Raw genomic sequence first — 20,186 nt, 5'->3', positions numbered from 1 at the left:
AGTCCTCGTCGCGACCCCCGACCTTTTTCCTCACATGGTCGTCACGTCCTTTCGCTCACGCGCTCTCGCCCTCGCGCGCCGCGTTGGGGCGATCGGAGGTGATGCGGCCGTCGATCACCTCGACGATGCGGTCGCAGCGGCGCGCCAGACGCGGGTCGTGGGTGACGATCAGGAAGGTGGTTCCGCGCTCGCGGTTGATCTCGCGCATCAGGTCGAAGGCGAGGTCCGACGATTTGGTGTCGAGGTTGCCGGTCGGCTCGTCGGCGAGCACCAGGGCCGGATCCATCGCCAGCGCGCGGGCGATGGCGACGCGCTGCTGCTGGCCGCCGGAGAGCCGCGTCACCGCCTGACCGGCCCAGGGCGCCAGCCGGAAGCGATCGAGCAGTTCGCGGGCGCGGGCGCGCATCTCGTCGTCGGGAAATCCGCGATCGACCAGCATCGGCATCGCGACGTTCTCCTCGGCCGAGAAGGCGGAGATCAGGTGGTGGTACTGGAAGACGAAGCCGATCGAGCGGCCGCGCAGGCGGGTCAGATCGCGATCGTCGAGGGTGGTCGTCTCGGCGCCGAGGAGCGCGAGCCGGCCGGAGGTCGGGCGGTCGAGCAGGCCGATCAGATTGAGGAGCGTGCTCTTGCCGGAGCCGGACGGGCCGATCAGGGCGACGAATTCGCCGCGCTCGAGGGTGAGATCGAGGCCGTGCAGCACCTCGACCTCCACCGGCGTGCCGATGGCGAAGGACTTGGTCACGGCGTCGAGCCGCAGCACGGGGGCGGGGAGGGGGACGGGGTCAGCCACGGATCGCCACCACAGGATCGAGACGGGCGGCGCGCAGCGCCGGGGTCATGGCGGCGAGAATGCCGGTGGCGGTCGCCAGCGCCGCCGACCACGCCGGCAACGTCCAGTCGAGGACGAGGGGGAAGAACTCCGAGCCGTCGGCGTTGCGCAACAGGGCGTGGAAGGCGACCAGCGAGGCCATGCCCATCGCCGAGCCGAACAGGGATCCGACCAGACCGAGCACGCCGCCCTGAATGAGGAAGATCCGCAGGATCTGGCCGCGTCGGGCGCCCATCGCCCGGAGAATGCCGATCTCCTTGGAGCGCTGCACCACCGAGACCACCAACACCGAGGCGATGCCGAAGGCGACCGACAGGGCGACGAGGACGCGGATGGCCGTGTTCGAGGTGAACTGGGTCTTCATCACGGTGAAGAACTGGGCGTTGGTCTTGATCCAGCTGTCGGCCTCGATGCCGGTCGCGGTCTGGATGAACTCGGCGACCTCCTGGGCGGCATAGACGTCGGTCAGGGTGACCTCGAGGGCGGTGGCGCCGCCGATCAGGCCGAGCAGGGCCTGTCCGGTGCGCAGCGCCACATAGACGTTGCGCATGTTCACGCCGCGATTGCCGAGGTCGAAGATGCCGATGATGGTCTGGGTGACGCCGGCGCCGGTGGCGGAGGTCAGGCGCAGCTTGTCGCCGAGGGTGACGCCGAGTTCGCGGGCGAGGTCGGTGCCGATCACCACGCCGTCGGAGGCGAGGCGGGCGTGGCCCTCGAGCAGATTGCCGGGGAGATCGACGATCTCGAAATAGGTCTCGGGCTCGCAGGCGACCACCGTCACCGAGCGCGAGGCGCTGCCGCGGGCGGCGAGCGCCGAGCCGGAGACGATCGGGGCGACGTGGGTGACTTCCGGGTTCCGGGCGAGCACCTCGCGCAGCGACTGCCATTGATCGATCGACTTCACACGTTGGGTCGGGCGCTGGACGGTGGTGAGGGTGATGACGGGGTCGCCGCCGCGCAAGGGGCGGGCGACCTCGTCGGCCGGCACCAGCTCGATGTGGGCCTGCGAATTGAGGATGCGGCGCATCATGTTGGTGGTCATGCCGGTCAGGATCGCCGACATGAAGACGATGACGCCGACGCCGATGGTGACGCCGGCGACGATGAAGAGGCTCTGCATCCGCCCCTCGACCAGGAAGCGAATCGCGGCGATCCATTCGAACGGCAGCCAGCGTCTCATCGGCCGCTCCCTCCCGCGGGGGTGCCGGCGAGGGCATCGGAGCCGGTGCCGCGCGGCGGGATCACGGCGCGCAGGCGGTCGCCGGCGGCGATGGTGGTGCGCACCGGCACGACCGCGTCGCTCGCCGTGAGACCGGAGACGATCTCGGTGCGGCCGCCGCCGATGAGACCGACACGGACCGGGAGGCGGACGGCGTGCCCGTCGACCGCGACCAGCACCCAGGGGTCGGAGGAGAGCGGCTGGTGGACGGCATCGGTCGGCAGCACCAGCGCGTCGGTGCGGCGGGCGACCTCGATGTCGACCGAGACGGTCATGTCCTGACGGATCCAGGCGGGCGGGTCGGCGACCTTCAGCTTGACCTGGACCGAGGCGGTCTGCGGATCGATCGAGGGGTTCACATAGATCAGCTCGGCGGCGAAGCGCTGGTTCGGATAGGCGTCGGCGGAGACGAGCGCCTTCTCGCCGACCGCCAGCAGTGCAAGGTTCTTCTCGTCGATCTGGACGACGATCTGAGTCTCGCCGGTGGGCGAGAGCGTCATCAGCGCCTTGCCGGGCTGGACGACGTCGCCGACCTCGACGTCGCGGGCGATCAGGATGCCGTCGGCGGGCGCGTCGATCACCGTATAGGCGAGGCGGGTGCGGGCGGCGGCGACGTTGGCGGCGGCCTGGCGCAGGGCGGCCTCGGCCATGATTCGGTCGGTGCCGCCGACATCGGTGGTCTCGACCTGGAAGCGGGCGGAGCGGACCTGGGCGCGGGTGACGTCGCGGGTCTTGCGGGCGTCGTCGACCTGGGCCTGGGTGGCGAAGCCGGTCGTCTTCAGCTTGTCGACGCGGTCGAAGGCGGCCTCGGCGGCGGCGAGGCTCGCCTCGGCCTGGAGGAGCGTCTCGCGGGCGACCGGCAGCGTCACCTCGGCGATCTGCGTCACTCGGGCGGTGGCCTGGGCGAGAGCGGCTTCGGCGGCGGCGAGGGCGGCGCGGGCCTCCGCGTTCTCCAGCCGGATCAGCACCTGATCGCGGCGCACGGTCTGGCCCTCGTCGACCGGCACGGCCTCGACGACGCCGGTCACCTGGGCGCCGACGTCGACCCGGAAGGGGGCGAGGACGCGCCCGGTGGCGACGACCGCGCGCACCACCTCGCCGCGCTCGGGACGGACGACCCGAATCTCGGGGCCCGAGACGAAGATCCACGCGCCGTAGCCGGCCGCCGCCAGGGCGGCGAGGGCGAGGAGGGCGAGGAAGAGGCGTTTCGGCGGCGAGCGGCGGGGGGCCTGCGGCGTGTCGTTCACGATCGTCCTCCTCGCATGGGGCCGGTCCATGGCCGACCTCGTCCGACGTTCCCCCGACGGGGCATAGTGCGACTCCGGCGCGACGGCGGCCTTGATCGGCCGCAAAGCCGGCGCGACGATCGACGGGGACGGGGGCGCCGTCCGCGCCGGCGCCGGTCGGATCTCGGCGAAGGTTCCTATTGTCTCGGTGGGGCCGGGGGATTAAGGAAACCCGACGGCCTTTCGGGCCGACGAGAGACGTCGAGAGCGAGCGGGGGAGCCGATGGCCGAATTCGCCATTCAGCGCAGGACGATGGTCGACAATCAGATCCGCACGGTGGACGTCACCGATCACGGCGTGATCGCGGCCTTTCTGACGGTCGGGCGCGAGGCCTTCGTTCCGACGGCCATGCGGGACCTCGCCTATATCGATCGTCCCATCGATCTCGGCGGTGGTCGTGCCATGATGCAGCCGGCGCCGCTCGCCAAGCTGATTCAGCTCGCCGCGCCGCGCGCCGGCGAGAAGGTGTTGATCGTCGGCGGCAACACCGGCTACGCGGCGGCGATCGTCGCGGCGATGGGCGCCACGGTGACGACGCTCGATCAGGATCCGGCGCTGGTCGCGGTCGCGCGCGGCGCGCTCGCCGACGTTCCCGGCGCGACGGTGGTCGAAGGGCCGCTGGCGGCGGGTTGGCCGGCCGGGGCGCCCTATGATCTGGTGATCCTCGACGGCGCCGCCGAAGAGATCCCGGCGGCGCTCGACGCGCAGGTCGCCGAGGGCGGACGGATCGTCTACATCGACGGCGAGGGCCTCGCGGCGCGCGCCACGGTGGCGGTGCGCTCGTCGGGCCGGGTGTCGTCGCGCACGGTCTTCAATCTGCCGGGGCGGCTCCTGCCGGGCTTCGCCAAGCCCGTCGCCTTCGCGCTCTGAGGACCGGATCCGGTCTACCGGATCCGGGTCGGTCCCCTCGGGGATCGGGCTCCGAAACGGCTCTTCTTTCGTCGGTGGAGACGGCTCCGATCGACGGGGAGTGCCGTTTTTCCTGTCGCGGAAGATCGCGCGTCCCGCGCGCCGCGCTGTTGCCCATCGGCCGCAGGTCGGCCGAAATGCGTGGATGAACTCCCCTCCCGGGCCCATCCGCGTTTGCGTTTCGCGGCCTTTGACTGTTCGTTAAGGCCTTCGCTCACGGTCGGCGATGAGAGCGCGCCGCCGATTCGTCTGTCGAACACGGGAGTTGCAACGTGGTGATGAGTCGTTCGGTCGTCTTCGGCCTCGTCGGTGCCCTCGGGCTCGCGTGGCAAACGGGTTCCGTTGCCGCTCAGTCCCTGACCGAGGCGCTGGCGCTCGCCTATTCGAACAACCCGCAGCTCAATGCCGCGCGGGCGCAGGCCCGCGCCACCGACGAGGGTCTCGGCATCGCTCAGGGCGCCGGCCGTCCCAAGGTGAACGGCTCGGCCTCGATCGGCCGGTCCTACACCGGCTACGGCTATCAGAACTATTCCAACGGCGGCGCCAACCTCGATTTCTACAATACGCCCGCCAGTTACGGCATCACCCTGGTGCAGCCGCTCTATACCGGCGGGCAGATCACCGCCGGCATCAATCAGGCCGAGGCGGCGATCCGCGCGCAGCGTGAACTGGTGCGTTCGGCCGAGCAGTCGGTGCTCCTGGCGGCGGCGACCTCGTTCATGGACGTGATCCGCGACACCGCGCTCGTGTCGCTGCAGGAGAGCAACGTCAAGTTCCTCACCGAGCAGGTCCGCGCGGCGCGCGATCGGTTCAACGTCGGCGAGGGCACTCAGACCGACGTGGCGCAGGCCGAGGCCTCCTATCAGCTGGCGGTGTCGCAGCTCAACGCGGCACGCGCCCAGATGAACGCCTCGCGGGCGAACTATCGGCAGGTGATCGGCAAGGAGCCGGGCAAGCTCACCGGCGCCAGCTCGGTCGATCGGATGCTGCCGAAGTCGATGGAGGCGGCCGTCAAGGCGGCGCAGGGCGAGAACCCGAGCATCCTCGCCGGCATCCACAACGTCGACGTGGCCCAGCACAACGTGAGCTATCTCGAGGGCGCGCTGCTGCCCCAGGTGAGCGCGCAGGGGTCGGCCTCGCGGTCGTTCGACAACCCGTCCTACAAGACGCTCAACAACGCCTCGGTGTCGGTCAACGTGACCGTGCCGATCTACCAGGGCGGCGGCGAATACGCCAAGATCCGTCAGGCCAAGGAGCAGCTCGGCGCGGCGCGTCTCCAGGTCGATCTGGCGCGCGACACGGTGCGCGCCAACGTCGTCTCCGCCTGGGGCATGCTGCAGGCGGCGAACGCCTCGATCGAGGCCTATCGGGCGCAGGTGGAAGCCTCGCAGCTGGCGTTGAACGGTGTCATCGAGGAGCAGCGGGTCGGTCAGCGCACCACGCTCGACGTGCTCAACCAGCAGACCACGCTGATCACGGCGCGCTCCAATCTGGTCAACGCCGAGCGCTCGCGGGTGGTCGGTTCGTTCCAACTGGTGGCGGCGGTGGGGCGCCTCGACGTCCAGCACCTCAAGCTCAAGGTCACCAACTACGATCCGGCCGAGCACACCGACGCGGTGCGCGACAAGTGGATCGGCCTGCGCACGCCCGACGGGCGCTGAGGGCCGGCGGCCGCGACGTCGTCGGGGATAACTTCGACGTCGCGGTTTTCCCGCGTTTTCGTGGGGCCCTGTTCCATCTATAGTATCTCCGGTGGCGCCCACCGCATCATGTCGATGTTGGGCCTGGGTGTCTCGTGTTCGTCGGAGAGTGTCCCATGGCCAAGGCGCAAGCGCAGGAACCCTCGATGGAGGAGATCCTGGCCTCGATCCGCAGGATCATCGCGGACGAGGAGACGGCTCCCAAGGGCGCCGCGCCCGCCCCCGATCCGGCCCCGGCCGAAGACGAGACCATCTCCGAGGAAGATCTCGACAAGCTGTTCGCCTCGGCCGATGCCGGCGAGCCGGAGCCCGACGTGAGCGCCGACGAGGACGACGTCCTCGATCTGACCGAGGAACTGGCCGAACCCGCCGTCGACGGTCCGCCTCTGGTGGAAGGGCTCGCCGAGGCGGCCGACGTCGCCTTCGCCGACGTGCCCGAGCCGGAACCCGCACCCGCGCCGGAACCCGTGCGGATGGTCGCGCCCGAGCCGGTGCGCCCGCAGCCGGCGCCCGAGCCGGTCTTCGTCGCGCCGCCGCGCGCGCCCGAGCCGGCGCCGCGGCCGATGCCGGAACGGAGCGTCGCCGCCGAGGCGCCGGTCGAGGTGGAACCGCTCCTGTCGGGGACCACCGAGGGGCTGGTCACCAGTGCCTTCAACGATCTGGCGCTGACGGTGCTCAACCGCAACGCGCGCACGATCGAGGATCTGGTGCAGGACATGCTGCGTCCGATGCTGAAGACCTGGCTCGATCAGAACCTGCCCGGCATGGTCGAGCGGATGGTGCGCGCCGAGATCGACCGCGTCACTCGGGGCCGCTGAGAGCCGATCTCGAAAGGTCGGACGGGTCGGCGCGGGATTTTCGCGCCTCGCGGCGTCGGCGCTCTCGCCGCGATCCCGGCATCGGCGTCGATTCCCTCCTCGCGAGACACGAGAATCCGGCGCCGCTCCCTCGCCGCCCACGTTCGAGGCGGGCTGCGAGGCGGGCCCCGACGTGTTCACTTCGTTTCGGGCCGCCTCGAACGTGACGTCGGGACGGTTCGACGCAACATTCGCGCGCTGCCGCGCAATCACAGGGACATGTCGATGCGATCTGATCGCGACGTTCGGCGGCGGTGTGTCGCCGTCGCCGCGATCGCGAGCGCCGTCCGTGCGTCGCGCCGCGACCGGCTCTCGGAGTGAACTGGCATGTCTCGCAAATTGTTCGCCGAAGTCTTCGGCACCTTCTGGCTCGTCTTCGGCGGATGCGGCAGCGCCGTGCTGGCGGCGGCGTTTCCGCAGCTCGGCATCGGCTTCGCCGGGGTCGCGCTCGCCTTCGGCCTCACCGTTCTGACCATGGCCTATGCGGTCGGTCCGATCTCCGGCGGCCATTTCAACCCGGCGGTGTCGGTGGGTCTCGCCGTCGCCGGGCGCTTCTCCTGGGGCGAGCTCGTTCCTTATGTGGTGGCGCAGGTGATCGGCGCGGTCGCGGCGGCGGGCGTGCTCTTCGCGGTGGCGTCGGGCAAGGCCGGCTTCGACCTCGCCGGCGGCTTCGCCTCCAACGGCTACGGCGAGCATTCGCCGGGCGGCTATGGTCTCGTCGCCGCGCTCGTCATCGAAGTGGTGCTCACCGCCTTCTTCCTCCTGATCATCCTGGGCTCGACCGAACCGCGGGTTCCCGCCGGTTTCGCCCCGATCGCGATCGGTCTGGCGCTGACGCTGATCCATCTGATCTCGATTCCGGTGACCAACACCTCGGTCAATCCGGCCCGTTCGACCGGGCAGGCGCTGTTCGTCGGCGGCTGGGCGGTGCAGCAGCTGTGGCTGTTCTGGCTGGCGCCGATCGTCGGCGGCGCGGTCGGCGGGGTGATCCACAAGGCGCTCTTCGCCGAGAAAGCCTGACGAAGCGGGCCTTCGAGGGGTCGGACGAGGTTGACACCGGCCGGCCCCTCGAGGTTCAACGGGCGCCTCATCTCTCGTGGCCGGAGCCGATCCGGTCACCGGCGTTTCGGAAGACATCATGCTCGAAAAGACCTACGAGGCCGCCGCGGTCGAACCGCGTATTTCCGCCGCTTGGGACGAGGTCGGCGCGTTCCGCGCCGGCGCCGGCGCGAAGCCGGGCGCCGCGCCCTATTCGATCGTGATTCCACCGCCCAACGTCACCGGCAGCCTGCACATGGGCCACGCGCTCAACAACACGCTCCAGGACGTGCTGGTCCGCTTCGAGCGGATGCGCGGCAAGGACGTGCTGTGGCAGCCGGGCATGGACCATGCCGGCATCGCCACGCAGATGGTGGTCGAGCGGCAGATGATGCAGCGCCAGGAGCCGGGCCGCCGCGAGATCGGCCGCGCCGCGTTCCTCGAGAAGGTCTGGACCTGGAAGGCGGAATCGGGCGGCACCATCGCCGCGCAGCTGAAGCGCCTCGGCGCCTCCTGCGACTGGTCGCGCGAGCGCTTCACCATGGACGAAGGCCTCTCGGAGGCCGTGCTCAAGGTGTTCGTCCAGCTCCATCGCGACGGGCTGATCTATCGCGACAAGCGGCTGGTCAACTGGGATCCCCATTTCGAGACCGCGATCTCGGACCTGGAAGTGCTCCAGGTCGAGGTGAAGGGCCATTTCTGGCACTTCAAATATCCGATCGAGGGGATGCCGGGCCGGTTCATCACCGTCGCCACCACCCGCCCCGAGACCATGCTCGGCGACACCGCCGTGGCGGTTCACCCGGACGACGAGCGTTACGCCGATCTCGTCGGCAAATTCGCGATCCTGCCGCTGGTCGGCCGGCGCATCCCGATCGTCGCGGACGAATATTCCGATCCCGAGAAGGGCACCGGCGCGGTCAAGATCACCCCGGCGCACGACTTCAACGACTTCGAGGTCGGCAAGCGTCACGGCTTGGCGATGATCAACATCCTCGACCGCAAGGCGCACGTCGCGCTTTCCGGCAACGAAGCCTTCTGGGCCGATACCGGCCATGGCGCCGAGCTCTCCGGGGCGCCGGAGCCGGCGGAGGGCGCGGAGGCGGAGACGCCGGTCTCCTACGTCTTCGGCGCGGAGATGCTGGAGGCGCTGCTCCACGGCAAGGCGCGCGAGGCGGCGCGCAAGATCGTGGTCGAGGCGATGGAGCGGCGCGGGCTCCTCGCCAAGGTCGAGCCCAACACCCACATGGTGCCGCACGGTGATCGCTCCAACGTGGTGATCGAGCCGTTCCTGACCGACCAGTGGTACGTCAACGCCGGGGAACTGGCGAAGCCGGCGCTCGCCGCCGTGCGCGACGGGCGCACCAGCTTCGTCCCGAAGAATTGGGAGAACACCTATTACCAGTGGATGGAGAACATCCAGCCGTGGTGCGTGTCGCGCCAGCTTTGGTGGGGCCATCAGATCCCGGCGTGGTACGGGCCGGACGGCGAGGTCTTCGTCGCCCACGACGAGGCCGAGGCGCTCGACGCGGCGATCCATCACTATCTGACGCGGGCCGAGATCGACGCGGCCAAGGCGGCGGATCTGCGCGTCAACGGCGCGGCCGGGTTCCTCACCCGCGACGAGGACGTGCTCGACACGTGGTTCTCGTCGGCGCTGTGGCCGTTCTCCACCCTCGGCTGGCCCGAGCAGACGCCGGAGCTGGCGCGCTACTATCCGACCTCGGTGCTGGTCACCGGCTTCGACATCATCTTCTTCTGGGTCGCCCGGATGATGATGATGGGCATGCACTTCATGAAGGACGCCGACGGCAATCCGGTCGTGCCGTTCAAGGACGTCTACATCCACGCCCTCGTCCGCGACGAGAAGGGGCAGAAGATGTCGAAGTCGAAGGGCAACGTCATCGATCCGCTCGAGCTCTGCGACGAGTTCGGCGCGGACGCGCTGCGCTTCACCCTTGCCGCGATGGCGGCACAGGGCCGCGACATCAAGCTCGCCAAGGCGCGCGTCGCCGGCTATCGCAACTTCGCGACCAAGCTGTGGAACGCCGCCCGCTTCGCCGAGATGAACGGCTGCGTCTCGGTCTCCGACTTCGAGCCGGCGGCGGCGAAGGGCACGCTCAACCGCTGGATCGCCACCGAACTGGCGCGGGCGGTCGCCGGCGTCACCGAGGCGCTCGAGGCCTATCGCTTCAACGATGCGGCGGCGGCGGCCTATCGCTTCGTCTGGAACTCGTTCTGCGACTGGTATCTGGAACTCGCCAAGCCGATCTTCATGGGCGAGGATCAGGCGCTCAAGGACGAGACCCGGGCGACCTGCGCCCATGTGCTCGACGAGATCCTGAAGCTCCTGCATCCGTTCATGCCCTTCATCACCGAGGAACTGTGGGCGAAGACGGCCGCCGAGGCGGGCCTGACGCGCGGGGCGATGCTGGTCACGACGGAATGGCCGGGCGTCGGCATCACCCATGACGAGGCCGCCGACGAGATCGACTGGCTGGTCGGGCTGATCACCGAGGTGCGTTCGGTGCGCTCGGAGATGAACGTGCCGGCGGCGGCGCAGATCCCGCTGGTGGTGGTCGGCGCCTCGGCGCGGACGACCGCCTGGATGGCCACCCACGAGGCGGCGATTCTGAGGCTCGCGCGCGTCGCCTCGATCGCCTCGGCCGATCAGGCGCCGGCGGCCTCGGCGCAGATCGTGGTCGGCGAGGCGACCTTCTGCCTGCCGCTCGAGGGTGTCATCGACGTCGGCGCGGAGCGGACCCGGCTCTCCAAGGAAGTGGTCAAGCTCGAGGGCGAGATCGGCCGCATCGACAAGATGTTCGCCAATCCGCAGTTCATGGCCAAGGCCAAGGAAGAGGTCGTCGAGGAAAATCGCGAGAAACGCGAGGAATACGTCGCCCGCATCGCCAAGGTGCGCGAGGCACTGGCGCGTCTCGGTTGAGTCGATCCGAGGCGGGCTCGACCGACGGCCGGCGTGGGGTCTCACGCCGGCCGTCGTCGTTTCGGCGGAAACGTTCGTCGGCGATTTCGTGTCGGTTTTGCAACACCACTTTTCAATGATTTCCGGGCATGATGCGCGAGGTGGGATTGCCGCGCTTCGGTCACAAATGAGACCGAGCGTGCGCTCCGTCGACGAGGTGGTGGGACCTTCGAGGTGCGTGGCGTGAGAGTGTCGGGGACGAGTGGGCGTGAGGGGACGATCGATCCGGTGGGGATCGTGGTCTCGGAGTCCGATTCCGTCTCGATCATTTCGGCGCGATTGCCTTCGGATCACCTCGATCCGGCCGGTTTCGGCCGTGTTGTCGCCGAAAATCGGTGCGATGGTCGCTCATCGCCCGCTGGTGCCGACCTTTCCGAAGACCGCTCCGGCGGAGACGAGATCGCGGGATCCGCTTGCGGCCGATCGGCCGATCCGAGATCCGGGGAGCGCCAGGCGCGCGCCCATGGGAGTGAATACGTGACCACGAAGCTCCGAGTGACGACCAACGATCGAGCGGGCGGCAGGGCCGTCGGCGGATGGATGCGGCGGCTCGGTGGCGAGGACGTTGTGAGAACGGCCATGCGGACTTCCTGGATTCTTCGCGTCGGCTGCGCCGCCGCGGTTCTCGCCGGGGCGACGAGCGCGGCCTCGGCCTTCGATCCGAACGGCATCGGCGGCGACGACGCCTCGACGCTGCCCAACGTGCAGGCCCTGGCGCCGGTTCCCGCGCCGGGCCGTCTCGGCGGCGGTTCGGCGGTCGTGTCGGCTCCGGTCGCTCTTTCGGCGCCTCCCGGCGTCTCCTCCAAGCTCCTGCCGGGGCCGATCGTGACGCCGCCGGCGACGATGTCGGCGGAAGAGGCGTTCCGCGCGGGGACGCGGCTCTACTATGCCGGCGACCGCAAGGCGGCGCTGGAGCAACTGCGTCGGGCGGCCGAACGCGGCCATCCGATCGCCCAGTGGAAGCTCGGCAAGATCTACGAGACCGGCGACGGCGTGCCGGTCAACGACGCCAAGGCGTTCGAGTTCTATCGCGAGGTGATCGACCATCACTCCGACGACGCGCGCGGCACGCCGCAGGCGGCCTTCGTGGCCTCGGCCTTCGTCGCGCTCGGGTCCTACTATCTCAAGGGTGTCGACAACGCGGCGATCCGCCCCAACGTCGACCGCGCCCGCGAGCTCTACACCTATGCCGCGTCGATCTTCGGCGACACCGAGGCGCAGTATCGCCTCGGCCGGCTCTATCTCGAGGCGAGCGGCGAGGAACGCGATCCGCGTCAGGCGGCGCGGTGGCTGACGGTGGCGGCCCGCAAGGGCCATTGCGGCGCTCAGGCGATGCTCGGCCAGTTGCTCTTCACCGGCGACGAGGGCTTCCCGCGCCGCCCGGTCCAGGGTCTGATGTGGCTGACCGTGGCGCGCGCCAATGCCGGCAGCAGTACCGCCGAGGACTGGATCCGCGAAGTTCAGGAGCAGGTGTTCTCGGTCGCCTCGGAGTCGGAGCGCCGCCGCGGCGTGGCCGATGCCCAGGAATGGATCGCCAAGGCCGGCAACTGAACGGCATGCGACGGACGGGCATGGAGCCCGTCGTTCAGACGCGAGACGAGGGCGCGGGGGCCGATCCCGCGCCCTTTATCATTTCGATTCAAAAATGAAAATTATTCCATGTAATTCAATGGCTTAGTCTTAGTTCTCAATTCTCCAGATCAAGTTCATGAGCGGATCACCCGGTTCGTAATCTGGTTCAAAAATCATATGTAACTCATTGAAATCAGATATTTATCAAAATTCATGAGATGCGAGAGCCGGCAGTCTCGCATCTCATGGTTAACGAGAGTTTAATTTCGGTCGCGATCTGCGAAAAAACCCTTAGGCCGATCGCCGCGCGGGCGTCAGGTGAGGGCCGCGGGAGTGACGTCGTCCGGCGAGGGGCCTTCGTCGTCGTAGTCCGGCAGGCGATCGTCGAAGCCGTGGAGGAAGCCGAGCCGGGTTCCGACCCAGATGTTGCGCGTGGGCACGCAGAGGTCGGGCCGGTCGAGGGAGGCGACGGTGACGTCGACGTCGTCGGCAGGGAGCGGTTCGGCCGGGCGATCCGTGGTCTTCGTCCGGGGGAGATCGGCGGGCGCCTCGGCGTCCTGGGCGAAGAAGATCTGGGTGCCGCAGGTCGGGCAGAAGCCGCGCCGCGACCGGGGCGAGGACCGGAACCAGGCCGGGGTTCCGGCGAGGAGGGCGATCTCGGCGCGTCGCACCGTCGCCCAGGTGACGAAGGGCGCGCCGGTCGAGCGCCGGCACAGGCTGCAATGGCAATGGCCGACGTCGTCGGGCACGCGGGCGAGACGATAGCGCAGGGCGCCGCAGAGGCAGCCGCCGGTCGGGCTCGTGGAGGCGGCGTCGCTCATGGTCTCACTCCTTCTCGTCGACGGCGAGCTCGACCCAGACGGGCACGTGGTCGGAGGGCTTGTCCCAGCCGCGCACATGCTTGTCGATGCCGACGGCGCGGAGGCGGTCGGCGGCCTGGGGGCTCGCCAGGACGTGGTCGATGCGGATGCCCTCGTTGCGCTGCCAGCAGCCGGCCTGATAGTCCCAGAAGGTGAAGAGCTGGGCGTCGGTCGTGGCGCGCAGGCAATCGGTCAGGCCGAGGCCGAGCAGGCGCCGATATGCGGCGCGGCTCTCCGGCTGGAACAGCGCGTCGCCGAGCCAGTTCTCGGGCGTCTTGGCGTCGATCGCCTCGGGGATCACGTTGTAGTCGCCCATCAACAGGAACGGCTCCTCGAGGGCGAGGCGCTCGCGGGCGTGGCGCTCGAGGCGGTCCATCCAGGCGAGTTTGTAGGAGAATTTCTCGGTGCCGATCGGATTGCCGTTGGGCAGATAGAGGCCACCGATCCGGACGACGCCGGTCGAGACCGAGATCACCGCCTCGATGTAGCGCGCCTGGAGGTCGTCGGGATCGCCGGGCAGGCCGCGCGTGACGTCCTCGAGGCGATGCTTCGACAGGATGGCGACGCCGTTGAAACCCTTCTGGCCGTGGGTGGCGACGTGATAGCCGAGCCGCTCGATCGGGGCGGCGGGGAAGCCCTCGTCGACGCTCTTGATCTCCTGGAGGCAGACGACGTCGGGGCGCGCCTCCTCGAGCCAGGCGACGAGCGTATCGATGCGGGCCTTGCTGCCGTTGATGTTCCAGGTGGCGAATTTCATGAGGTGACTCGGTCGCTGCTGATCCAGATCCGAGCGGCACGATAACGAGGCGGGGCCGCGAACGCATCGCCTTTCGCGTCTCGCCCCCAGGAACGCGCGAAAGGCGCCCGCGCGGGGGAGCGTGGACGCCTCTCGAGGGATCGGCGATCGGGCATCAATGGTGCCGATTGTGCTCGATCAGGTAGCGATCGACGGTGTTCAGAGCGCCGGGCGTGGCGGCCACGGGCGCGGCCTGACGGCCCTCGATCATCGCGGGCTTCGCGGCCGGGTTGCCGAGCGACTGCTCATAGGCGGCGACGGGGCGCTGCGAGAGGTCGCCGGATTCGGCCAGCGCCGGGCCGAGGGAGGCGCCGAGCGCCAGCGCGGCGATCGCGAACTTGGTGAAGGTCATGGCTGATCTCCTCTTCTAAGACGGCGGCCGAACGGGTTGTCGGCCGAGGAGGGCGGACGGCGGCCGATCCGGTGACCGGCCGAAGTCCATCGTGGTCGCGGTCTCGCGATCAGCGATCCTGGTCCTGGATGCGGCCGTCGAGGTAGCGCGCGGCGCCGGAGACGGCTGCGGCGTTGTCGACCGGGGCGGCCTGACGGCCCTCGATCATCGCGGTCTTGGCGGCCGGATTGCCGAGCGCCTGCTCGTAGGCGGCGACGGGCGACTGCGAGAGGTCGCCGGATTCGGCGAGCGCCGGGGTCAGCGAGGCACCGAGGACGAGGGCGGCGAGGGAGAGCTTGGTGAAGGTCATGGCATTTCTCTTTTCTGGGGTCTGTGGCCGACCGGGGGATCGGTCTCGGGGGATTTTCGGCGTGGCGGCCGCGATCAGCGATCCTGGTCCTGGACGCGGCCGTCGAGGTAGCGCGCGGCGCCGGTCTCGGCGGTGGGGGTGACGACCGGGGCGGCCTGACGGCCCTCGATCACCGCGGGCTTCGCGGCCGGATTGCCGAGCGCCTGCTCGTAGGCGGCGACGGGCGTCTGCGAGAGGTCGCCGGATTCGGCGAGCGCCGGGGTCAGCGAGGCGCCGAGGACGAGGGCGGCGAGGGTGAGCTTGGTGAAGGTCATGTCTGTCTTCCTTGTCTGTCCGTGGACCGAAGAAGGTCGGTCGTCGGGGAATACGTCGTGGGATCTCGCGTCGTTTCGCGGGGGATCAGCGATCCTGATCACGGTTGCGAGAGTCGAGGTAACGGGTGGCGGCGTCGGTCGGTGCGGTGGGGGTGACCACCGGGGCGGCCTGACGGCCCTCGATCACCGCGGACTTCGCGGCCGGATTGCCGAGCGCCTGCTCGAAGGCGGCGACGGGCGTCTGCGAGAGGTCGCCGGATTCGGCGAGCGCCGGGGTCAGCGAGGCGCCGAGGATCAGGGCGGCGAGGGGGAGCTTGGTGAAGGTCATTTCGGTGTTCCTTGTCTCGGACCGAATGTTGCGTCGGTCGGTGAGCGGTATGTGCTCCCGTTCGCCGGCTGGGAGTAGCTACCGAAATTGCGACTGAATATCGACTGATAGTGAACAATCACACATCTGTGTCTTTGATTGTTCATCAAGCACTCATCCGTGATAACCCGTGACGGATCGAGAGCACGGAAGTGGTTGCGGCGCGGGCCTATCGGCCGCATCGTCGAGGGGCAGGGCTCGCCCATCTCCGAGGGAGACGACGATGTCGAAGCGTACGCATCATCCGCCGCCGGATACGGGCCGCGATCGTCCGCCCGCCCGTCCGCGTCTCGCGGTTCTGCGGCCCGCTTCGGGCGCCCGCGCGGTCGGTCTGATCGGCATGCTGCTGACGAGTGTCGCGCACACCCATGCGGGCGAACGGCGGGTGGTGATCGGCCACGACGGGCGGATGCCTCTCGAACATGCGGCGGCACTCGGCGCGGGCTCGGCGAAGCGCTTCGCGGCGACGGGGCAGGTCGAATGCGGCGGCGTGCGCGGGATCGGGCAGGTGACCGCCTCGGCCGACGTGGTGACCTCGGCGGCGCATGTCTTCTTCGACGAGGCGGGGCGGCCGCGCGCCGCGCAGGGGCGCTGCGTCTTCATCGTCGACGGGCCGGAGGGGCGTCAGACCATTCCGCTGACGCCGAGCGCGCAATTGTGCGGCTCGACCTCACCCTACGGGGTGTCGGGGCGGCACGACTGGGGCGCGGCGCGGCTGGCGCATCCGATCGCCGGGATCCGCGCCTATGAATTGGGGACCCGGGTCAAGGCCGGCGACCCGATCGCCGTGGTCGCCTTCGAGGGCGGTCGCAAGACCGTCGACGTCTGCCACGTCCGCGACGTGGTGACGACCGAGACGGGCGCGCGCGAGCTCAGGACCGATTGCGTCGGCTTCGACGGCATGTCGGGGGCGGCCTATCTGACGCTCGACAAGACGCCGAAGGTGCTCGCCGTCCACGTCGGGTTCCGCTCGGCCGATCCGGGCGCCGTGATGGTCTATTCCGATCGCCACTACACGTTCGGCGCCGCGATCGGTCAGGTGTTGCGCCGGGCGCTGGCCTCGGCGCGCTAGGGACGCGCCGGGCCGATCCGCGACTCACATGGCGAAGGAGGTGCCGCAGCCGCAGGTCGCGGTGGCCTGCGGGTTCTTCATCTTGAAGGCCTGACCCATCAGGTCGTCGACGAAGTCGAGTTCCGAGCCGGTCAGATATTCGGCCGAGACGGGGTCGATCACCACGGTGGCGCCGTCGCGTTCGATCACGATGTCGTCGTCCTCGCGGGCCGTGGTCAGCTCGAAGCCGTAGGAGAAGCCCGAGCAGCCCCCTCCCTTGACGGAAATGCGCATCACCGTTCCGGTGGGTTCGTCGGAGACGACGTATCTGATGCGGGCGGCGGCGGCGGCCGTGACGGCGATCGGCGGGGCGGTGTCGGTCATGTCTCGTTCTGTCCTCGCGTTCGCCGGCCGAAGGGTCGACGGCGTCATGCGCTTGAAACCTTCGTTCGTCTCGATCAAATGCGATCGAACCCTTGAGAATCAAGACCGCTCGGTGAGCGTCGCGCCGAAATCGGGGGCAGTCGTCGGCGGCGGCGACGTCAGGAGACGGGGAAAGCCCATGTCGAGGATCGCCGAACGGGTCGGATTGGGCGGCGAGGCGCGGGCGCTGTTCGCGGTGGATCCGCAACGCTCGCGCGGCCGGCTGGTCGACGAACCGACGAGCCCGACCCGCACGCCCTTCCAGCGCGACCGCGACCGGATCATCCATTCGACCGCCTTCCGCCGCCTCGCCAACAAGACTCAGGTCTTCCTGCCGCACGACGGCGATCATTTCCGCTCGCGCCTGACGCACACGATCGAGGTGGCGCAGATCGCCCGCGCGCTCGCCCGCGCCTTCCGTCTCGACGAGGATCTGGCGGAGGCTCTGGCGCTCGGCCACGATCTCGGCCACACGCCCTTCGGTCATGCCGGCGAGCGGGCGATGGAGCGCGCGATGGCGCGGCACGGCGGCTTCGACCACAACGCCCAGACGCTGCGGATCGTGACGCGGTTGGAGCGGCGCTATGCCGGTTTCGACGGGCTCAACCTGACCTGGGAGACGCTGGAGGGGCTCGTCAAGCACAACGGGCCGCTGACCGACGCGCGCGGGCGCCCGCTCGCCTCCGCCCATGGCCAGCATCGGCCGCCGGCGGAACTGCCCTACGGCATCCGCGACTATGCCCGCCGCCAGGATCTCTGGCTCGCGACCTGGCCGAGCCTCGAGGCGCAATGCGCGGCGATCGCCGACGACATCGCCTACGACGCCCACGACATCGACGACGGGCTCCGGGCGCGGCTGATCGATCTCGACGATCTCGGCGATCTGCCGGTGGTCGGCGCGGCGATCTCGGAGGTGCGGGCGCGGCATCCGAACCTTGAGCGGGCGCGGCTGAAGCAGGAGGTGATCCGGCGGATCATCACCGCCATGGTCGAGGACGTGATCGGCGAGAGCTTCCGCCGGCTCGAGGATCAGCTGCCGGGGTCGGCCGACGACGTGCGCAACGCCGGGCGGGCGCTGGTCGGCTTCTCGCCGGTGCTGGCGGCGGCCGATCACACGATCAAGACGTTCCTGTTCGCGCGCGTCTATCGGTCGGATCTGGTGATGACCAAGATGCGGGCGGCGGAAGGGGTGGTGGAGGATCTCTTCGCCGCCTTCATGGATCGGCCGCAGGCGCTGCCGGAGGAATGGCGCGCCGACGACGTCGCCTCCGACCGCGAGCGGCTGGCGCGGCGGATCTGCGACTACATCGCCGGCATGACCGACCGCTTCGCCGTCGGCGAGCACCGCCGGGTCTGCGGCGACACGCCGGATCTGGGGTGAGGCGTCCTCCCGGTTTGACGCCCCTGCCGATTTGCGATAGCTCCGCGCCAGGTTTTCCGCGCTCTCGTCGGCCTCGCGTCGACGGGACGGCGCGGACGTTCCGATTCCTGGACGAGAGAACGGCGGATACCCATGGACATCTTCGCGGATTTCGGCGAGCGGGTGCGCTCCACCATCGCGCGGCTCGGTTGGACGGCGGCGGACGGGACGGCGCTCGATCTCACGCGTGTGGTGGTCGAGCCGCCGCGCGACGCCGCCCATGGCGATCTCGCCGTCAATGCCGCGATGGTTCTCGCCAAGCCGATGGGCAAGCAGCCGCGCGCGCTCGCCATCGAGTTGATGGGCGAACTCGCCGCCGATCCGGACGTCGCGGAGACCGAGGTGGCCGGTCCCGGCTTCCTCAACTTACGTCTTTCGGCCGGTTATTGGGCGCGGTTCCTGGCGCTGGTGCTGCGTGAGGGCGAGGCCTACGGCCGCGGCACGCCGGGCAAGGGCGCGGTCAACGTCGAATACGTCTCGGCCAATCCGACCGGGCCGATGCACGTCGGTCATTGCCGGGGCGCCGTGGTGGGCGACGCGCTCGCCAACATCCTGGCCCATGCCGGCCATGCGGTGACCAAGGAATATTACATCAACGACGCCGGCGCCCAGGTCGACGTGCTCGCCCGCTCGGCCCATCTGCGCTACCGCGAGGCGCTCGGCGAGGCGATCGGCGAGATCCCCGAGGGGCTCTATCCGGGCGACTATCTGAAGCCGGTCGGCGAGGCGCTGGCGAAGCGGTTCGGCGCGTCGCTGGTCGGCAAGCCCGAGAGCGAATGGCTGGAAGAGGTCCGCCGGACGGCGATCGACGGCATGATGGCGATGATCCGCGAGGATCTCGCCGCCCTCAACGTGCGCCACGACGTGTTCTTCTCCGAGAAGAGCCTCCAGAACGCGCCCGACGGCGACCGCGTCGCCCAGGCGATCGATACGCTGACGGCGGCCGGGCTGATGTATCGCGGCCGGCTGGAGCCCCCCAAGGGGCAGCTGCCGGAGGATTGGGAGGATCGCGAGCAGGTTCTCTTCCGCTCGACCCAGTTCGGCGACGACGTCGACCGTCCGCTGATGAAGTCGGACGGGTCCTATACCTATTTCGCCTCCGACATCGCCTATCACCTCGACAAGTATCGGCGCGGCTTCGCCAACCAGATCGACATCTGGGGCGCCGACCACGGCGGTTACGTCAAGCGGATGCAGGCGGCGGTCAAGGCGATCTCGGGCGGCAAGGCCTCGCTCGACGTCAAGCTGTGCCAGCTCGTCAAGCTGTTCCGCGCCGGCGAGCCGGTGAAGATGTCGAAGCGCTCGGGATCCTTCGTGACGCTGCGCGAAGTGGTCGACGAGGTCGGCGTCGACGCGGTGCGCTTCATGATGCTCTTCCGCAAGTCCGACGCGCCGCTCGACTTCGACTTCCAGAAGGTCACCGAGCAGTCGAAGGACAACCCGGTCTTCTACGTCCAATATGCCCATGCGCGGGTGCATTCGGTGTTCGCCCAGGCGCGCGAGGGCCTGCCGGCGCTCGATCTCTCCGACGAAGGTCTCGGCGGCGCCGATCTCACGCGTCTCTCCGACGCCGGTGAAATCGGTCTGATGAAGAGAATCGCGCAGTGGCCCCGTGTCGTGGAGGGTGCGGCGGAAAGTCACGAGCCGCACAGGATCGCGTTCTTCCTGCACGATCTGGCGAGCGATCTTCATGCCCATTGGAACAGGGGCAAGGATCTGCCACAATTACGCTTTGTTAACGTTGACGATCCATTGTCGTCCCATGCCCGACTGGCGATGGTGAGAGCCGTCGCCTCGGTTCTCGCGTCCGGGCTCGCCGTTCTCGGAGTGAGCGCACCGAAAGAAATGCGCTGAGGA

General features: G+C 69.1%; 19 protein-coding genes. 9 read left to right on the top strand and 10 right to left on the bottom strand.

The features are described 5' to 3' along the window. Positions 1-55: 55 nt before the first annotated feature. From J3S89_RS13200 to J3S89_RS13190, 3 genes are read right to left on the bottom strand one after another with little or no spacing between them, the layout of a single operon-like run. Positions 56-793, bottom strand: a complete 738-nt coding sequence (locus J3S89_RS13200; protein WP_230489066.1) for an ABC transporter ATP-binding protein — start codon at positions 791-793, stop codon at positions 56-58. Further along, positions 786-2,012: an ABC transporter permease gene (locus J3S89_RS13195; RefSeq protein WP_217928028.1), complete on the bottom strand. Its 1,227-nt coding sequence runs from the start codon at positions 2,010-2,012 to the stop codon at positions 786-788. The genes J3S89_RS13200 and J3S89_RS13195 overlap by 8 nt, the downstream gene beginning before the upstream one ends. Further along, positions 2,009-3,298, bottom strand: coding sequence for an efflux RND transporter periplasmic adaptor subunit (locus J3S89_RS13190; RefSeq protein ID WP_217928026.1), 1,290 nt, complete (start codon positions 3,296-3,298; stop codon positions 2,009-2,011). Before J3S89_RS13190 ends, J3S89_RS13195 begins: the two co-directional genes overlap by 4 nt. A gap of 262 nt (positions 3,299-3,560) precedes the next feature. Here J3S89_RS13190 and J3S89_RS13185 point away from each other — a divergent pair, with 262 nt between their 5' ends. The 6 genes from J3S89_RS13185 to J3S89_RS13160 all read left to right on the top strand — a co-directional run bounded on the left by J3S89_RS13185 (position 3,561) and on the right by J3S89_RS13160 (position 12,376). Next, a complete protein-coding gene (locus J3S89_RS13185) occupies positions 3,561-4,208 on the top strand; it encodes a protein-L-isoaspartate O-methyltransferase family protein (RefSeq protein WP_217928025.1) in 648 nt (215 codons plus the stop codon). Positions 4,209-4,525: 317 nt separating this feature from the next. After that, positions 4,526-5,908 carry a TolC family outer membrane protein gene (locus J3S89_RS13180; protein WP_217928024.1) on the top strand — a complete coding sequence of 461 codons (1,383 nt, stop codon included), beginning with the start codon at positions 4,526-4,528 and terminating at the stop codon, positions 5,906-5,908. A gap of 155 nt (positions 5,909-6,063) precedes the next feature. Continuing rightward, a complete protein-coding gene (locus J3S89_RS13175; RefSeq protein WP_230489067.1) occupies positions 6,064-6,765 on the top strand; it encodes a PopZ family protein in 702 nt (233 codons plus the stop codon). A 366-nt stretch (positions 6,766-7,131) separates the two neighbouring features. Then, complete coding sequence (aqpZ, locus tag J3S89_RS13170; protein ID WP_217928023.1) at positions 7,132-7,824, top strand: aquaporin Z; 693 nt, start codon at positions 7,132-7,134, stop codon at positions 7,822-7,824. Between the two features lie 118 nt (positions 7,825-7,942). Then, positions 7,943-10,786, top strand: a complete 2,844-nt coding sequence (locus tag J3S89_RS13165; RefSeq protein ID WP_217928022.1) for a valine--tRNA ligase — start codon at positions 7,943-7,945, stop codon at positions 10,784-10,786. A gap of 618 nt (positions 10,787-11,404) precedes the next feature. Further along, positions 11,405-12,376: a tetratricopeptide repeat protein gene (locus J3S89_RS13160; protein ID WP_217928021.1), complete on the top strand. Its 972-nt coding sequence runs from the start codon at positions 11,405-11,407 to the stop codon at positions 12,374-12,376. A 335-nt stretch (positions 12,377-12,711) separates the two neighbouring features. Here J3S89_RS13160 and J3S89_RS13155 read toward each other — a convergent pair whose 3' ends face one another. The 6 genes from J3S89_RS13155 to J3S89_RS13130 form a co-directional block, all read right to left on the bottom strand. Continuing rightward, complete coding sequence (locus tag J3S89_RS13155) at positions 12,712-13,218, bottom strand: GFA family protein (protein WP_217928020.1); 507 nt, start codon at positions 13,216-13,218, stop codon at positions 12,712-12,714. Positions 13,219-13,222: 4 nt separating this feature from the next. Then, positions 13,223-14,014: an exodeoxyribonuclease III gene (gene xth / locus J3S89_RS13150; RefSeq protein ID WP_217928019.1), complete on the bottom strand. Its 792-nt coding sequence runs from the start codon at positions 14,012-14,014 to the stop codon at positions 13,223-13,225. A gap of 154 nt (positions 14,015-14,168) precedes the next feature. Then, the gene (locus J3S89_RS13145) at positions 14,169-14,405 is read right to left on the bottom strand and encodes a hypothetical protein (RefSeq protein ID WP_217928018.1); all 237 of its coding nucleotides are present in this window, start codon (positions 14,403-14,405) and stop codon (positions 14,169-14,171) included. Positions 14,406-14,514: 109 nt separating this feature from the next. After that, positions 14,515-14,754, bottom strand: coding sequence for a hypothetical protein (locus tag J3S89_RS13140; protein ID WP_217928017.1), 240 nt, complete (start codon positions 14,752-14,754; stop codon positions 14,515-14,517). Between the two features lie 74 nt (positions 14,755-14,828). Further along, on the bottom strand, positions 14,829-15,068 hold the full coding sequence (locus J3S89_RS13135) for a hypothetical protein (RefSeq protein ID WP_217928016.1): 240 nt from the start codon (positions 15,066-15,068) through the stop codon (positions 14,829-14,831). An 85-nt stretch (positions 15,069-15,153) separates the two neighbouring features. Next, on the bottom strand, positions 15,154-15,396 hold the full coding sequence (locus tag J3S89_RS13130) for a hypothetical protein (protein ID WP_217928015.1): 243 nt from the start codon (positions 15,394-15,396) through the stop codon (positions 15,154-15,156). A 262-nt stretch (positions 15,397-15,658) separates the two neighbouring features. Between J3S89_RS13130 and J3S89_RS13125 the strand changes: the two genes are divergently transcribed. Then, a complete protein-coding gene (locus tag J3S89_RS13125; protein WP_217928014.1) occupies positions 15,659-16,507 on the top strand; it encodes a hypothetical protein in 849 nt (282 codons plus the stop codon). A gap of 24 nt (positions 16,508-16,531) precedes the next feature. On the opposite strand, the gene erpA is transcribed toward J3S89_RS13125, so the two are convergent. Continuing rightward, a complete protein-coding gene (erpA, locus tag J3S89_RS13120; protein ID WP_230489068.1) occupies positions 16,532-16,870 on the bottom strand; it encodes an iron-sulfur cluster insertion protein ErpA in 339 nt (112 codons plus the stop codon). Positions 16,871-17,048: 178 nt separating this feature from the next. On the opposite strand from erpA, the gene J3S89_RS13115 reads away from it, so the two are divergent. Both J3S89_RS13115 and argS read left to right on the top strand, forming a co-directional pair. Then, complete coding sequence (locus J3S89_RS13115) at positions 17,049-18,290, top strand: deoxyguanosinetriphosphate triphosphohydrolase (protein ID WP_217928012.1); 1,242 nt, start codon at positions 17,049-17,051, stop codon at positions 18,288-18,290. A gap of 132 nt (positions 18,291-18,422) precedes the next feature. Then, a complete protein-coding gene (gene argS, locus J3S89_RS13110; protein ID WP_217928010.1) occupies positions 18,423-20,183 on the top strand; it encodes an arginine--tRNA ligase in 1,761 nt (586 codons plus the stop codon). Positions 20,184-20,186: the final 3 nt, after the last annotated feature.

This window comes from Pinisolibacter aquiterrae (assembly GCF_019160155.1).
Lineage (GTDB): Bacteria > Pseudomonadota > Alphaproteobacteria > Rhizobiales > Ancalomicrobiaceae > Pinisolibacter > Pinisolibacter aquiterrae.
This window is presented reverse-complemented; position numbering and strand designations above follow the sequence as displayed.